This window comes from Paraburkholderia sp. Ac-20342 (assembly GCF_017104985.1).
Classification (GTDB): Bacteria; Pseudomonadota; Gammaproteobacteria; order Burkholderiales; family Burkholderiaceae; genus Paraburkholderia.
The window spans coordinates 1-16,917 of record NZ_JAAGPQ010000131.1 but is presented as its reverse complement, the minus strand read 5'-3'; the positions used below and the strand labels follow the sequence as shown (position 1 = coordinate 16,917).

The following is a 16,917-nucleotide window of genomic DNA, read 5'->3' as shown; positions in this document are numbered from 1 at the left end:
TGCTCAATATAGCCACGTCGATCACTCCGTTCCCCCGCCCGTTGCCGAGCAGGTCAGTGTTCTACGTGGGTCAAGATTCGATGCAAATTACTGCCGAGGGTGGGTCAGGATTCCGTGCAAATCAACAGTGTTGAACGTCCGCAGGCAGATATCGCCGCAGTTCATTTTTCAGTTACCAAAGGTCGGCGAAGCGCTTGCACCGCCCACGCAAATCGGACATTCGCTACGGCAAGCGGCAGCTTATGGCTGACAGCCGACCGGTACGGCTAGCAGAATAGACGGTATAGTCAATTCACCCCAAGGCTGTAAGACGAGGGAGTCATACATCTTCGGTTTGCCGAGCTTCCAGTCGCCAATCGGTTGCGCGCCGAGAAGTTCCATACCGGGCACTTCAGTTGTCAGGTGACATCTGGCGTGCAATACTTCAGGATAACAAAGGCAAACAGTGGCGGACGGTCCCGATGACAACTACGCTCGTGTCATGTTCATGCGGCAAAGTGGAGTGTGAAGCAACTGGCGCACCTATATTAACCGTTGTTTGCTATTGCGACGATTGCCAACGAGGCTCTCGTCAGATCGACACGCTACCCGATGCTGCGCCGGTTCTCAATGCAGATGGCGGAACCGCCTACGTACTTTATCGCAAGGACCGCTTCGAGTGCACGAAAGGCCGCGAGTTGCTGTTAGACCTGCGTCTCGAAGAGAAGTCGCAGACAAAGAGGGTGGTAGCTGGGTGTTGCAATTCGGCGATGTATCTCGACTTCGAAAAGGGACACTGGGTGAATGTGTACCGGGCGCGCTTTCAAGCAGAGGCGCCTCCAATACAAATGCACATTCAGACACGGTTCAAGCCGAGCCTGGACCGCGCACCAAACAATATTCCTACCTATCGTTCGTTTCCTCCGCTGTTTTTTTCAAAGATTCTTTTCGCCCGGATCGCGATGATTTTTTCGTAGTCCATGGACGTGCCAGTGCCGACTACCATGCACAACACCGCGCGCTATTAGTCGACCTGGCTGCATCGCGTTTTCATTGAATATCCTTCACCACTGCGATGCGATCGCTGCCTAGTGTGGTGCATATCGAATGTTTGGCACACGCAAGACTACCATGCCTGCCGCTCACGTCACAGCGGCTGCAAGCCACTCCTGCAAAAGCCGGGAAATGAACGCCGACACGGACTGATTTTTCCCGGCGGCTGCAAGCTGCACGCGAGTACAAAGCTCACCCGGCAATCGGGCAGACACGACGCAAGAGGCATTAGTTGACGATCCGCCTGTAGCGGTTGATCTATCCTTAGGCATCTTACGATCCAGCCGTGTCGAGCATGCGGCTTACAATGAAGCCGTTATAGCTGAACGGTCGTTCAGTGAGCTTTGAGATGTACTGAGCCACACGCGACATGTCCTTCTCGGATTCCAGCGCACGCACATCACACGTACCGCTCGGGATGATAGCTTTCCAGAGCGAAGCCGCACACTTCTCGAACCAATCGCGGCGCTTTTCGGTTACATATGCAAGCGCGTGATAGTGCAGATGACCAGAGGCAGGCGCGTACTCAGGATATGCGACGAAGCGAAATAGCTCGTCACGCTGGAGGTTCTCGAAATCTCTTGCTCGAAACAACCGAGAGCGCACGTTCAGATTCCACTTACGCAACCGGTCGATGGCTGCTCGTTCGGTATAGGAAGCATGAAAATTCAAGGTCAAGAAGTGCGTGTGCTCGGAGCGGTCCAGCCATTCGACGTGCGCGCGACGTAGCTCAAGACCGGCTTCCGTTTTTCGGAAGGGATGGATATTCATATAGGTGGTGATCAACGAGGTTCATGCAGGACCTCTCATGCATTAGCAGTGCATCAGGAGTCAGTTCTTGCATTAAGCTCGCCTGCAAGAGGGGGATCTTGTAAAGATTTAGATAAAGCTATGCCAATGCGCGTCGCTTGAACGACGAACATGGCGGCGTGGCATTGCCGCATTGGGTCACTCCTGCGCGGGGGCGCGGAGGTGTTGGAAATACTCGGCGGCAGATCGCGCGAGTCGCCGGTTCAGTACCGGGTAGACGGAAGAAAAATCGGTCGCTCGTTTGGCGACCGATCCTATTTATACTTCGATTCTGAAATGTTTACAATTTTAATGACTAAAACATTGGCAATCCTGGTAACCCTTCGTGACAGAAAAATCGGCCTATCTCGACAGGAATGTTTATATTAATACGGATTGCGAACAATTAAAATATTTCGATACCCGTCATGCGTGCCACCATCTATTCAACCACGTACATTCCCGATAGTCCGCCGCATTCGCGCCACTTGACGAGAGATGGAGCGAGCACAGTATGTAGTTCCGGCGTTTCACGCTCCATTGAGCCGTTCTCGATGGAATTCGCAATACTGACGCACAGGCCGCGCGACAGTGACATGCAGTCTTCTGGCCGGGCGTCGTACGGAGATTTCAGTTCGTACTGGACGACTGTGCGTGTATCGTCACGTGACAGACGTTTGTCTAGCCGGCCACGCGCGCGTGTCTGTTCGATCCACAATCGCGGCATCGCACACGTCGTCCATTCGATATCCCACCCCATCCGCTCGAAGAACTTTCCCAAAGCGCTCCAGTGCTCTGGACATAGGCAGATCGGATTGCCCCGATATTCGGGAAACTTCAGGAGCGCCGAATTGACCGGGTAACCGGGCGTCGGGTTCAGGGGGCTAAAAGTATAGTGACTTCGTGACACGGCGGTCTCCAGAGAGCAGCAATCGCGGAAGTGCGATCGGCTGGACGCCCGGTTGGGGCGCTGGAGTCTGTATGCCATCGAAGGCGCGCACACCCGACAAGGGCTGCGACGAACTGAATATCGGTTTGCGAAGCACGGCGATTTCGGGTGGACGAGGTTTGCTGTGACCGCAGTTCCGAATGTACCGGACAGCACTGCATCCAGCAATTTTCTTAAGGCGCAGCCAGCGGCTCACGCAATTGGCTGCCGCGCCGCTGGATACGCCTGTCGGCTATCCGGCGACAACCGTACCGAGCAGTCCGCCGCTTTCCGTGAGCGCTTCCCGCAAGGGTTCGACTGCATCGGCGAGGGATGGGTCGAAACGACGAAGCTCGCCGCAGCGGATAGATTGCAGCAATCTGGCGCAGCAACCCTCTGTCATGTAGATTTTCCCAAGTGGGTCTTCCGGATCGAGCGGATTAACCATGCTGTAGGTCAGATGAGCAGGCTCCTGGTCCCGTTGCGCAAAGCCAACAATAAGCGTGAGTTCACCGTAGCTATCGAGCGGCGCATCTTCGGGGACAACGTAGCTGTCCGCGATCTCGTTGCCGAACATGAAGTCCGTGAGACGCATCCAGTCGCTGAACCGGAAATGCAGTTCGTCTTCGAATCCCTTGCAGTAAAGCTCAAGATACTTCTCGGACGGGGCAAGCGGACGCAGGTGAAAGTATGCGTTGCCGATGGAAAGATCGATTGATTGGATTTGGGTAGACATACACGTTCCTTTCTCTTTAGAGAGTGGGTGGGAACGTGAAAGAGTTATGACAGCGGCGCAACTTTCACGAAGAAACTAGGCGGCGACAAAATTTTCGATTGAGTGATGCCGCCGTGGAATGAAGTATGCCGAGGCCAGGCCGCCTAGGCAATTTATTTTTTGATGAGCGAAAGCCTGTTGGCGAAAGATATGCGGATCAATCCATCAGCACGCTTCGGCATGCTACGCCGCTTGCTGCTCCGATGACGACTATTCCGATCTCAGAATCGAGCGAGACGTGGGCGATGGACGCCAGCGTGATTGACGTGCACATAGGCTTAAACATCGTTGCAAGACTACTTCATAGCTTATGTATCTTTTTGTGTCCTATTTTCACGGCGGCCGCCCCATCAGTACCGGTTCGATGCTTTTTCCACTCAAGGAAATTCGTGCCTAAAAAATGATCTGCACGATCGTGTAAGAACTACGCGTAAACCATAGTATTCGCAGTCGCATGAGTTTTGATGTGTTCATTTCAAATTGGTTTCAGGATGAAGCCGGCTAATACCTCTGATTTCAGGACTCTGAAAATCTCAAACGTACCGCCCCTCTGCCTTCCCAAAGATCCGGTAATGTTGTGATCCAGAAGCAAAGCGCTTTTCCTTGACCGCCTGCGCAACGTCTGGATACTTCGCAAGATATGCCTCCTCGAACTCTGCGCTCTCGAATGCCTCCTTGGGCACATCCTGGATGGGCCGATCGATCCAGAATCCGGACGACATCGGACACAGCTTCATGCCGAGGCCCGTGGCATCATTAGCCGAGAAATAGTGGAAAACGAGCGACTTTCTCGTGCGCGAAGGATCAGCGATCGGACCACCTCCATGCAACAGGTTTGCGTGCCAAATCAGCACGTCGCCCTTCCTCGCGGAAAATACCTGCTTCATGAGGCCTTGCCGTGCTACCTCCGCCTCCATGTAGGCATGCCACTTCGGCATTTCTTCGGGCACAAAATGCCGCGTGCCGTTGCTGAAAATCATCTGCTCGATCTTGTGGCTGCCCGGATAGTATTCCAGTTGGCCCGCATCGACGTGAGCGTCTTCCAGCGCTACCCAGATCGCGATCAGATGATCGGGGGTAGGCGGCGTCATGTAGATCGAATCGACGTGAGCCGGTTGCTGACTGCCTTTTTCAAAGTAAAGGCTGTTGCATAGCGCGGGTTCCTGACCAAACATCTGTTGCAGAACGAAACTGATTCGCTCCGAGAGCGCCAGCTCGCGAACATTGTTCATGTCGAGGTAGAGATCATTGATCTTCATCCGCCGCGTCGCAATCTCCTCAGCGGTCAGCAAGCCCAGCAAACTGCGTTCACCCGTGTCGAGCAGATCGATGGTCACGTTCATCGGCCGCTCTAACTTACGTCTTGCTATCGAATCGACAACTTCGTCGATCTGCCCGGCCGGGTAAAACTCCGGAAGGATGGCAAAACCGTTGTCGTTGAATTCTTTTTTCAGTGCTGAAATCATGACTTAAGCTCCTTTGGTGCCCATACATACATCTGATGCGGCTGGCGCGCGTCATCCCGATACGGGTTAGCGCTTTGATACGTAAAGGTCAGACACGTGCTGATCGATGATCGGCGTGGAATTCGGCCCAGGTGATTTGGCAGCGGGGCAAAGAACAGATGACTCCTGATACAACGATGTTCAAGCCGAAGATAGCGCGTGTGCTGTCACAATGGAACCATTATCTGGTCCCCATCGATGACTGATCAATAATGTCCCACATGCCCAGCTTGCCCAGTTTCGCGGCGAGTTGTAATCGCGCCGAACGCCAATCGGTCAACGCCTGAATACGTTGCCGTGTGGCGACCGCCATGGACGATTGCGTATTAAGCAGTTCGAGGATATTGCCGACTCCGACTTGGTATCGGCGTTGCGCCGCGGCATAGGAGCGATGTGCAACGTCGAGCAACATTTCGGTATTGCCAAGGTTATGGGTCGCTGTCTGTAGTCCCTGATAACTTGTCCAGACGTCGAGTCCAACCTGTTGTTGCACCTCGTCAAGCGTGTCGCGCTGCAATTCCGTCTGCGCTTCGGCCTGCCGTATCTGATACGTACGTCCGAACCCCTCAAAGATCGGAATCGTCAACTCGAATCCGAGATACCACTCATGACCAGTAGCAGGAAATTGCGGCACCCCAACCGCGAGTGTTGTGGGCTCGTTATTCTGACTGTATTTCGCCACAAGGCTCAGGCTCGGCAGCCCCTCCGCTCGAGTTTGCGCCACTTTAGCGACGGCGGCTTCGACTTGTTCCTCGGCGGCAACAACACTTGGATGTGACCGCTTCGCCAGTTGAATCAGATCAGCAACTGACTCACTGAATTCATTATCCGGAGCCACCCCGTCGCTGACACCTGGCAACGTGACCGGAGTACTCGGATCCAGGTCCATATCTGAAGTTAGTGTACCCAGAGCAACCTGCCACGTCCCCTCTGCCTTGGTCCGGTCAACAATAGACTGCGCCCACGATGTCTGGGCCTGCAGCTCGTCACTGACCGGAGCAATACCCTTGTCGACACGAACGGTTGCGGCCTTGAAGCTATCGTCCGCGGTTCGCTCGATTTCCTGCGCCGCAGTAAGTGCGCCTTGCGCGGCCTGTGCTGCATAGTAATCCTTTGCCACTGCGGCAAAAACCGTCTCTAGCGCAGCCTCTTCGCTGGCTCGTGCCGCTGCGAGCAATGCTGTGGCATTGTCCAACGCAGCCTTACGACCGCCGAAATCGTAAAGCACCCAGCTTAGCGATACACTGTCGGTCTTGAGCATGCTGTTGCGATAGCGGGAACTGTACTGGGGATATCCCGTCACGTTCGTGACGGTTTCGTCCGTCACACCCTGCCATGTCGCGGAGACGGTAGGCAAATACGCTGACCGGTCAATCCCCACGCCTGCTGCCTGGATCTTGACCTGAGCCCACGCTTCGCGTGTTTTGGGGTTATTGCAGAGGCTGCGTTCGACCGCTTCCTGCAGCGGCAGCGGATCTGTCAGCGGCCCGAATTCGCAGCCTTGGACATTTCCGTTGTCGAGCATCTGCGCCGGCGTCACGGGCACTGACTGGCCGGTAAATAGCGGATCCATGCTCCACGCTGAACCCGACATGCCAAACAATACGCACAGACCACCCAGCACTGAGACATGTCGCATCTCTATTGCACATCCGTTGTTTTTAACGCTCACGCATGCTCTCCTGGCCTGTCTGGATGACTGGATCCAGGAAATAGTGCGCGACGCTGCGTTTGCCGGTCTTGATTTCGGCCGTCACTTCCATGCCGGGCGTTAGATTAATCCACTGCCCGTTGGCGAGAATCCTGTTAGTTGGCAAAAGAATGTGGGCAACGAATGTCAGACCAAGCTTCTTGTCCTGTACTGCATCGTTCGAAACTGAAACAATCTTACCTGTCAGATAACCGTATCGCGTATACGGAAATGCTTCAATCTTCACGATAGCCATCTGACCAACTTTCACGAAACCGATATCCTTGTTCTCGATATTCGCTTCGACCTCGACTGTATCGTAGGGTACGATTTCCATTAACGATTGCGCTGATGTTGCAACGCCGCCGATCGTGTGAATCGCCAGTTGCTGAACAGTACCCGAAACAGGCGCGGTAAGACTCAACAGCTTCTGCCGTGTGTCCGCCTTGGTCTCGTCATTGCGACTCTGCTCAAGTTGCTCGGTTGACTTGTCGAGTGTATCCAGTTGTTCCTTGCGAAACTCCGAAGTGATTGATTCAATGTCCGCGCGCTGTTCAGAGATACCGGCAATGAGTTCATGAGCATGACTCTGCTGGGCTGCCAGCTCGTGTTCTTTCTCAAGTGCGGCCTGTTCCTTGTCCAGATAGTCAGTCTGCGCGACATATTTATCTGCTGCGAGTGACTGGTACTGATCGGCCTGCTGACGAGCGAGCGGAGCCGTTGCAGCGAGTCTGGCAATTTCCTGGCGCGTTTCATCCAGCTCCGCCTCGCGCTTTAGAAGTTCGGACTGCGCACTGTTCAGCTTGTCCTGATATTCGCGATAAAGCCCGTCTGCAAAGTGCTCTGCCTGCCGTTGCTCATCAGGTGACGCGCCGTTGACGGAAGCCATTTGAGGCGGCCGTCCAGTGCTCGATGCTGCCAGCAATGTGCGGGAACGTTCCGCAGCAAGCGCCGCGTCAATCCGTGATGAGCGCGCCTTATTCGAGTCCGCAGCTGCCTGGGTCGGATCCAGTTGCATCAGTAGCTGACCGGCATGCACCCGTTGTCCATCGTGCACGAGAATCTGTCGGACCACGCCGGTAATGGCCGGCTGAATCACCTTTACCCGCTCATCGGGCAGCAGTTTACCTTTGGCCACGGCTACGATATCAAGCTGACCGAACAGGGCAATCAGTACGGTCAGGATAGCCAGGATGACGATGATACGCATTGCCCACTGCGGCGCAGGATGAACTGGAGTTTCCACCAACTCAAGGTTGGCGGGCAAAAATGCTCGTTCGTGTGAAAGGCGCGGCTGGATATCGAGTTGCCGACGCACTGACCATGCCGCTCGGAACACAGCACTGTAGCGTCTCAGCAGGTCACCAAGCGCCTGCACTCTTATGACATTCATGATGGATTCTGCTGTGTTGGCTCGTTGCGTCAGCCGTTCTGAAGTGACACGAGATGCGAATAATAACCGCCTAGCCCCAGTAACTGCTCATGATCACCGCGTTCGACAATCCTGCCTTTATCCATTGCAACGATATGATCAGCATGTCGAACTGACGTGAGCCGATGCGCGATAATGATAACGGTCCGTCCTTTACACATCGCCTTCATGTTGTTCTGGATAATCCGTTCTGTCTCGAAGTCAAGCGCGCTTGTTGCTTCATCGAAAATGAGAATGCGCGGATTGGTTACCAACGCGCGCGCAATGGCAAGGCGCTGGCGCTGGCCGCCCGAAAGGTTGGAACCATGCTCACCCACAAGTGTGTCGTAACCTTCAGGCATTTCCGAAATAAAATCGTGCGCCCCGGCGAGGCTTGCCGCATGCATGACTGCATCAAGTGGAATGCCGGGATCGGTAATAGCAATGTTGTCGCGAATTGAGCGGTTGAACAGAAGGTTTTCCTGTAGCACGACACCGATCTGCCGCCTTAGCCATGCCGGGTCTGCCAGTGCGAGATCAACCCCGTCGATACGTACGCGGCCGTGCTCCGGGATGTAAAGGCGCTGCAGCAGCTTTGTCAGCGTGCTCTTCCCCGAACCTGATCGACCGACAATACCGATGACTTCTCCCGCGCGAATATCGAGCGACACATCATGCAGGATCGTCGGACCATCCGGGGTGTAGCGGAAACGGATATTCTGAAAGCTGATATCACCCTTGACCGCAGGCAATGCCTGGCGGCTTTGCGGCAGTTCAGTGCGACTGTTGAGAATGTCACCGAGCCGCCCCATCGAAATGCCGATCTGTTGGAAATCCTGCCACAGTTGGGCCAGTCGAAGAACCGGAGCTGCAACCCGCTGGGACATCATGTTAAAGGCGATGAGCTGTCCCACTGAAAGCTTGCCGTCGATAACCAGTTTCGCACCAAAATAAAGTGTCACCAGCGTAACGAGCTTGCCGACCAACTGAATAAGTTGTTGACCGATGTTGCCCAACTCGCTTACGCGAAAGCCAGCAGCAACATACGCAGCCAGTTGGGTATCCCAACGACGCGTGAACTGTGGTTCGACTGCCATCGATTTCACGGTTTCAGCACCAGAAATCGCTTCAACGAGGAAAGACTGATTGTCCGCACTACGAGCAAACTTCTCGTTCAGACGTCGGCGTAAAACCGGGTTGAGCGTCATCGATATGGCAGCATACACGGGTAGCGAGATCACCACGACAAGCGTCAACCAGACGCTGTACATGCACATTACCGAGAGAAAGATAAAAGAGAAGAACAGGTCGATAACAGCAGTCAACGCCTGCCCGGTAAGGAAGTTGCGAATATTCTCCAGTTCGCGTACGCGTGCGACCGTGTCACCAACCCTGCGGGCACCAAAGTAGGCGAGCGGCAGCGCAAGTAGATGCCGGAAAAGCCGGGCACCCAATTCAACGTCAATGCGGTTCGCCGTATGCGAGAACACGTAGTTGCGTAGTCCCGTGAGCGCGACCTCGAATATCGAACTGACGAGCAGTGCGATGCACACGACGTTCAATGTGTTGAATGCCCGGTTGACCAGGACCTTGTCCATAACAACCTGGAACATCAGTGGAGACACCAGACCGAACAGCTGCAATACCGCGGAAACGAGCAACACCTCAGCAAGCAGCCGTCGGTACTTGATCACAGCTGGAATAAACCAGGAAAAGTCGAACCTCGCCAGTTCGCCGGCGAGCGATGCACGCGAAGCAAAAAGCAGCATCTGGCCATCGCATCGCGCGATGACATCGTCGGGAGAAGTCGTGGTTGTATTGCTGGCACCAGAATCGAATATCAGCGCTCGGCCTTCCCTGTAGCCGGCCAGAATAAAGTGCCGACCGTCCCGGTCAAGCGCCAGTGCTGGAAATGGAGTACGGGACAGACGATCGGCGGAAACACGCACCTTTCGTGTCTTCAGACCTAGCGAACGTGCGGACAACGTCAGTTCGCTATCGTTGAAAGCGGCTGATTTGATGCCCGATGCGTGACGCAATTGCCCTGCATCCGCAGCAATACCGTGGAAGCGTGCAATCAGCACAAGAGCGGCAAGCCCCGCATCGCTGTCAGGGACGGCTTGTTGTTTTGGATCAAACATACATACCAGCTATTTCGTCAGGCCAGAATGAAGCGTAAGAGACAGCACTTACCAGGATGCTGGCGCAGCAGGAGTCCGATCAGAGAATCGTAACGCCACGCGTATTCAGTTCCGGCTTCGTCCAGAAACCCGTTCCTGCATATTTGGTGAAAAGATCCGGTGGAATGCAAGGCTTACGCTGCTGATACTCGACCTTCTCCCTGACCTTGTGTAATCCGGGCATGCCAAGTAGCGAATCATAGTCTGGTTCGTCATAGACAACATTGTCGAAGTCATGGCAGTACCATGGCTCGCCAAGCTCTTCATAAAGTCGCCGCAAGGTTGCCCCTGGCTGGAGAACCAGTTGCTCATAGGGAACGATAATCAGCCGATTCGCCTGGGACCCAAACCAGGCTTCACGCAGCGAAGTCCAGGACAGACCGATAAGTCCGTTCTCCGAGTTCATCAATGATTCTGCACGCGCATACACCGAAGTACCGGGCTGAAAGTTGAACATGCGAGAGAGCTGGAGTGGATTCTTCGCCAGCATCCTTTCGACGCTGTCGATGATCCATCCAACCTCTCGCACACAGCAGACAATACGCGACTGCGGGTACAACTCGCCCAGAAGAGCAGCACGCCCCGTCCATGTTCGATTGGTGTCGAACACAATACGCCCCGCCTCAATATCCGCGTAATAGGAATTGAACACGCCTCGCAGCATGGTGGCCCGTTTGGCATCGTCAAAGAAAACACCAAATTCGCCTCCACACATCTTCTTGTGCAAGGCTCCACACAGAGACGCAACCGGACTGGTCATCGCAGCGGTAAAGCGTGGATTCTGCCGCAGAAGTGCGCACAGTAACGTTGATCCCGAGCGGGGAAGCCCCGAAATCAGATGCAAGCGGGTAACCATGCTGCCCCTTTCCATCATCAGTATCACAAAGGATTAATTTGCACTGGCTGCCAGTGTCCCATGATGATGGGCATGCTCGTCCTGTGTGAAACTCGTATTTCCCGCCGACTGCGGATTGAACGACGCCATACCCGCAATGAGCTGGCCAAGCCGATGATCAGTCCACGCGTGACCGGCACTACTGGACCCGGCCGCACTCAGGCCAGGCGCTCCTGGACTTCCCGCCGAACCATAGATCGACTGGATACCCGCAATATCCGTACTGTCCAGTGTCGGGTTATTTGAGGTCAACTCGTAGTACATGATCGAGTCCTGGTCTGAGTCGTCGGCCAGACCCAGCGCATGGCCAATCTCATGCATGAGCACCTGCTCCAGCGTCGCGCCGGTCCCCGAGTACGTGAGCTGTCCACCGGCCCCGGCAACCAGCGAGTCCTGCCCCGGATCTTCCAGCTGGATGGCCGCGCTCAATATCTGACCGCCGCCTGTCCGGTATGTCGTATAGCCAGCTACCGCCGTCGTGGCAGTATCCAGATCGCTGAAACCGATCTGGATATCCGCCTTCGACGAACCCGAAACTTCCTCGAAGGTCAACCCGGAAGCTGCCGCCCACGCCGCGAACGCCTGCTGCACCTCCTCGTCGTATTGACTGCCCATGTTGGCACCCAGACTCCAGGTGATGATGTCCCCCGCCCATTTGTTGCCCGAGTCGACTGCCGATCCCGTGCCTGACGTGGGTGTGGCATCGGCCATCAACTGCGCCTGTTTAAATGCCTTCTCCGCCGCGACGGCACCGGTCTGATTGCCAACGCTCAGATCATATTGCGCAATCGATCCTATGTTGCGGCCCAGCGCAGCGTTGATCACCGACTGTTTGCCTGATAGTCCGTAGTAGCCGTAGTACCCATAGTAGCCACCAGGGTCTGGATCGCTCTCATCAGGATCACTGAATACTCCGCTATCGCTTAAATCTCCCTCGCTTCCATCCGCGAGAGTCTGCCCATTCAGGCTGTTGTCGCTACCATTGGAGTAGACACTGATGTCCGAACTCCCCCCCATATAGTTGTCGTCACCGTTCACTACACCGTGTGAACCGTCCTCAAACGTAATGCCGTCATCAGTGGTATCGAAGGTCTCGCCCGTTCCGCTAACCAAGAAACCATCATTGGCAATCGCCGAATTAACCGTGTCGCCGTTACCAAACAGTGCCACACCGACGTCGCTGCCGGCGGCCGCTACCGCGTTGTCGTTACCATTCACATCACCACCGGAACCCTGCTCGAACGTGATACCGTCCCCGGTAGTATTGAAGATCTCGCTCCCCCCTGTGACCGCGAAGCCATCGTTGGCAATCGCCGAATCGACCGTGTCGCCGTTACCAAACAGCGCCACGCCGACGTCGCCGCCAGCGGTCGCTATCGCGTTGCTATTGCCATTCACGTCACCACCGGAACCCTGCTCGAACGTAATACCGTCTCCGGTAGTATTAAAAACCTCGCTTCCCCCTGTGACCGCAAAGCCATCGTTGGCAATCGCCGAATTGACCGTGTCGCCGTTACCAAATAGCGCGACCCCAACGTCGTCGCCCCCTGCAGTTACCGTGTTACCGTCGCCGTGCACATCACCGCCCGAACCCTGCTCGAATGTAATGCCATCGCCTGTAGTATTAAAAATCTCACTGGACCCGGTCACGGAAAAACCATCGCCTGCGACTGCGGAAGTGACAGAGAAGCCATTACCGAGCAGTGCGACAGAAACACCAGTGCCTGCTGCAGCCACTGCATTGGCGTCGCCGCTCACTGTACCGCTCGCCCCCTGATCGAATACCACTCCGTCACTGGTTACGTTAAAGGTCGCTCCCGTTCCCTGGACGGCGAAGCCATTATTTCCATATGTAGAATCAAGTTGATCGCCATTACCCACCAGTGTCGCCTGGACGTTCCCTCCAGATGCAACTATCGAGTTATTGCTACCGGCAACCGTACTCCATGTGTTCGCACCCAACTCCACACTCGCGTTCGAAGCCGAAAAGGTATCTCCTGTTCCATTCACATAGATGTTATTGCTACCGCCGACAATGTTCTCGCCCGTATTGCCAGCGCTCATGCTGATAAAATCATCCGCGGCGTTGATGGTGCTTCCACTTCCACCATTAAGATCAACTATGCTACTGCTGTTAGCATTGAGGTTGACCAGATCACCTATGCCGGAGACTCCGACAAGGACACTGGTCGCGCCTGCAACAGAACTGATAACGTTATCGTCACCGTCCACAGTTGCACTACTTCCAGTCGCAGCCATTACGCTATCGTCACCACCGGAGATCGTGGCTGAAGTGTCCGAGCCAAGGGAAAGCGAATCCCCCGAAGCAGTCACTATTTCACCGGTGCCGTTAATCGAAATGGTATCGCCAGTTGCACCGATAATGGTGTCGTTGGAACCATTGATGGTGACTGAGCTGTTCGCCGTCAGTGTGATGGTGGCGTTGCTGAGGTCAATGACGTCACCTGGGCCAGCTGTAACACTATCGTTAGTCCCTTCAATTGATGCACTACTGTTTGCCGCCAGATTTATACTAGCGCCCGTGGCGTTGATCACATCATTCTGGCCAGTAACGGACCCACTTGCGCCGTTGGCAAAATTGATTGTGGCATCCGATACGGTTGTACTTATTCCTGTTCCTGTCAGGTTCACTGCCTGTACCGTACCACTTACTGTCTCGGTTCCAGTCGCTTCAGCGACCACATCGTTCGGATTGGTGGACGAACTAACGCTCTGGTTGAATGTGCATTCCAACCCATCCGGGTTGTAATTAACGGTCGTAACTGTTTTCTGGCCTTGCGAATCCACTTCGGTCGTGACCTCCGAAGAAATCTCTGTCCTCGCACTACTTGTGTAGGTCGTCGCCAGCGTGTAGGAGTCGGAAGAGTCTTCCCATGTCTGAGTCACAACTGTTCCGTCTGCGGAGGTGGTAGTGATATCCGGTTGTGACGATGCGGTAACAGTAATCGTGGGGAGGGTTATATCCGATGAATCATCGGAAAGGTTCAGACCTGAGAAGACGTTTGCCGAGGCAGTAATACTGGAGGTAACATCGCTGGACAGTAAGCCAACTCCGGCTAAGACCACAGCCACTGCGCCGGTGGCCACAGCGACTGCCTCAGCAACCGGCAGTGCAAGAGTTCCAAGACCTGCCCCCAGAACAACCGAAGACGCCCCCGCTGCTTGGGCCGACGATATGGCGGTTAGCAGACCGGCTGAAACCAAACCCGACACGTCACCAACCAAAGCTTCAGCAATCTCGCTCGATACACTGCGATTTTCATTGTATTGAGCGATAGCTTTTTCAAAATCGGAAGCAAATACAGCAGCGCCGCCTCCCAGGCCAGTTATCCCGGCCAGCATGTCCGACATGAGCCCGAGGGCGTTTCCGGCAGTTGCCCCGAGTTCCAGTACGCTACCTGAATTGGCAAGAGCCGAATCGCCAGGTTTGGCAATGGCGTCAGCATTTTCGCCCGCGCCAAGTGCGGCCAACCACTGATTCATTAGACCCAAGCCACTTACGGTAGGTGCAATCACAGATGTCATCACTATTCTCCGTCGATTACTTATTTACGAATGCGCCTTAGATCGACAATCGATACCAAAAACCACAATACACATACCGCGAAATAAATAAACCACGTGTATTGCCCTGAGCTATCTATCCTGTAATTCGAAACAGATTTTTGATAAGACAAAAGTTCGATTGCATCCACTTGAATACCCCAAATCTGCCGCAGTGGATTTTTATAATCAATTAATAAATAAGCAACCGGCCGACTGCCATATTGATTGACCAGTTCTCTCGCAGCATCAGGCGAGATACTTAATCCATAAATACTTACTTCATAATTGGACCCATCTTGGTTTGCAAAACGTAAGAGAGTGTCATTTCTGGTTCTTATCGTCGACATCGCAAACGGCCCAATTTTTTTTAGATCTACTTGGTGAGGAATAATCACATCACCCTTTCTATAACTCACCATCCAATGCGTGGAAGTGATTCCCCTTATTAGAGAGATAGCCGAGAAGAAAATTAGAAAGCATGCCCAAATATTATCTCGCCCTGGCAAATTGAGTGTCACATCAAATCTGAAAATTTTCATCTTCCAATAGCGCATGTCAAGCATCAATATTTACAGATCAATTACTCCGGCATGGTTTATGCCGCGCGATTAATCATCTTTTGCGCAGAAAATTCAATCAACCCAAATAGCACTGAATTTGATGAACGAAGATGTATGCTTACATAGTATTTGAAAAATTACATCACGCCTTGAAAAAATACAATTCATTTAACAAAAAATATTCAGAATAAAAGATATGTAATATTTCGAAATATTACTGAAAGATTTTGATGGTTGATATTGACTCACGGGGTTAAGAGCGGCTTATGTGGACGCCTCCCGGATTGCAAGCTGGTTTGCATTTCTGGTCTACAGGTAAAGGCAGCACGCTTATGTCCGGCCCGTTGATGCAGGCCGGTCGACCTGCTGGCCCATATGGAATTCGCTGACGAGGGTCTCACCTAACACTCGAACTCGAAGGTTCATGGCTCTTACCAGACTTGCCTCGTCCCGGTCCAACCTGTAATCCATCATGCAACTTGTTGCCTGCGCTCCTTGGGGCGGGAATTTACAACATCACGATGTGTGCCAGCAGTGCCGTCGCTACGCATGAACTGGCGCCTCATACCGCGTTTGCCGTGACAGCACGGCCCAGATAGTCCGGGCCAGCTTGTTGGCAACAGCGGCGACTGCAACATTGAACGGTCGCCGTGCGAGCAGATCGTCGAGCCAGGGCGTGCGGGCACCGCGCGCGATCACTGCCCTTGCACCGTGCATTAGCAGCGTGCGTAGATACGTATTGCCTCTTTTGCTTATGCCTGGTTGTCGTATGCGGCCTCCCGTTCCAGTCTGCCGAGGCACCAGACCCAGCCAGGCAGCAAATTCACGGCCAGAACGGAAGGTCGCAGGGTCACCGATTGCGGAAACTGTCGCGGTCGCTGTCAGCAGCCCGACACCCGGAATTTCAGCGATGTGTTGGCATTCTGGGCTGTCCCTGAGCGCATGCGAGAGACGGCGCTCCAGCACTGCAATATCTGCGTTGAGCGCCTGTATGCGAGCCCACTGCTCGCGCAAACTGTCGACCAACATGGCTGGCAGGCGCTCTGATGTTCTCGCCAGGGCCGGCGCGATTTCCTTGGCAAACGGTTCGTAGCCCTCGGAAAGAATTTCGCCGAACTCATACAGGATGCTGCGCAATGCGTTGCTCTGCATGATGCGAATCTTCATCAACTGGGCACGTATGCGGTGCAATGCCAGGATCGACTGCTGGGCTTCGCTCTTGATCGCAACAAACCGCGCCTCCGGTTGCTGCGCAGCGCTCCAGATCGCGCGGGCATCTGCGGCATCTGATTACTGCGCCACCGCCCCCTGAGAACCGGACGTGCGGGTCACCCCGCATCCGGCTCAAGCCATTCTTCAGCACCATGGTGTGGCACCGAACAACTTGACGGAACTTTTCGCAGTTCGACGGTGGAGCGGCCCCCTGAATCGCCGGACACAGTCTCCCGCTTAAACTAACGGGTAGGCATAGGACTGTGTTAATGGGATGGTCGCCCCCGCCTCCCCGGCAAGAGTACGCTATGGAGGCAATCACCAAGGGGAACCATCATGGAAGAAGTAACGCTTGTCGGAATCGATCTTGGTA

Annotated in this window: 11 protein-coding genes and 1 pseudogene; 1 reads left to right on the top strand and 11 read right to left on the bottom strand. The window is 54.3% G+C overall.

All coding sequences use genetic code 11. The annotated features are described in order from the left end of the window. Positions 1-461 precede the first annotated feature (461 nt). Positions 462-956 carry a hypothetical protein gene (locus tag G3N58_RS31560; RefSeq protein WP_206001137.1) on the top strand — a complete coding sequence of 165 codons (495 nt, stop codon included), beginning with the start codon at positions 462-464 and terminating at the stop codon, positions 954-956. A 349-nt stretch (positions 957-1,305) separates the two neighbouring features. On the opposite strand, the gene G3N58_RS31555 is transcribed toward G3N58_RS31560, so the two are convergent. The 11 genes and pseudogenes from G3N58_RS31555 to G3N58_RS31505 all read right to left on the bottom strand — a co-directional run. Continuing rightward, the gene (locus tag G3N58_RS31555; RefSeq protein WP_206001136.1) at positions 1,306-1,818 is read right to left on the bottom strand and encodes a hypothetical protein; all 513 of its coding nucleotides are present in this window, start codon (positions 1,816-1,818) and stop codon (positions 1,306-1,308) included. A gap of 445 nt (positions 1,819-2,263) precedes the next feature. Continuing rightward, positions 2,264-2,731, bottom strand: coding sequence for a hypothetical protein (locus G3N58_RS31550; RefSeq protein WP_206001135.1), 468 nt, complete (start codon positions 2,729-2,731; stop codon positions 2,264-2,266). Positions 2,732-3,002: 271 nt separating this feature from the next. Continuing rightward, positions 3,003-3,485 carry a hypothetical protein gene (locus G3N58_RS31545; RefSeq protein WP_206001134.1) on the bottom strand — a complete coding sequence of 161 codons (483 nt, stop codon included), beginning with the start codon at positions 3,483-3,485 and terminating at the stop codon, positions 3,003-3,005. Positions 3,486-4,057: 572 nt separating this feature from the next. Continuing rightward, positions 4,058-4,990: a phytanoyl-CoA dioxygenase family protein gene (locus G3N58_RS31540; RefSeq protein ID WP_206001133.1), complete on the bottom strand. Its 933-nt coding sequence runs from the start codon at positions 4,988-4,990 to the stop codon at positions 4,058-4,060. Positions 4,991-5,210: 220 nt separating this feature from the next. Next, positions 5,211-6,701 (bottom strand): TolC family protein, encoded by a 1,491-nt coding sequence (locus G3N58_RS31535; RefSeq protein ID WP_346778308.1) that lies wholly within the window; start codon positions 6,699-6,701, stop codon positions 5,211-5,213. Further along, the gene (locus tag G3N58_RS31530) at positions 6,691-8,112 is read right to left on the bottom strand and encodes an HlyD family type I secretion periplasmic adaptor subunit (protein ID WP_206001132.1); all 1,422 of its coding nucleotides are present in this window, start codon (positions 8,110-8,112) and stop codon (positions 6,691-6,693) included. The genes G3N58_RS31535 and G3N58_RS31530 overlap by 11 nt, the downstream gene beginning before the upstream one ends. Before the next feature lie 29 nt (positions 8,113-8,141). Next, a complete protein-coding gene (locus G3N58_RS31525; RefSeq protein ID WP_206001131.1) occupies positions 8,142-10,271 on the bottom strand; it encodes a type I secretion system permease/ATPase in 2,130 nt (709 codons plus the stop codon). A gap of 79 nt (positions 10,272-10,350) precedes the next feature. Then, positions 10,351-11,166: a sulfotransferase gene (locus G3N58_RS31520; RefSeq protein WP_206001130.1), complete on the bottom strand. Its 816-nt coding sequence runs from the start codon at positions 11,164-11,166 to the stop codon at positions 10,351-10,353. Between the two features lie 33 nt (positions 11,167-11,199). Continuing rightward, positions 11,200-14,751 carry a matrixin family metalloprotease gene (locus G3N58_RS31515; protein ID WP_206001129.1) on the bottom strand — a complete coding sequence of 1,184 codons (3,552 nt, stop codon included), beginning with the start codon at positions 14,749-14,751 and terminating at the stop codon, positions 11,200-11,202. A 20-nt stretch (positions 14,752-14,771) separates the two neighbouring features. Beyond that, positions 14,772-15,311, bottom strand: a complete 540-nt coding sequence (locus tag G3N58_RS31510) for a hypothetical protein (RefSeq protein ID WP_206001128.1) — start codon at positions 15,309-15,311, stop codon at positions 14,772-14,774. Positions 15,312-15,875: 564 nt separating this feature from the next. Next, positions 15,876-16,622: pseudogene (locus G3N58_RS31505) on the bottom strand (IS110 family transposase); the annotation flags it as partial. Between the last annotated feature and the right edge of the window lie 295 nt (positions 16,623-16,917).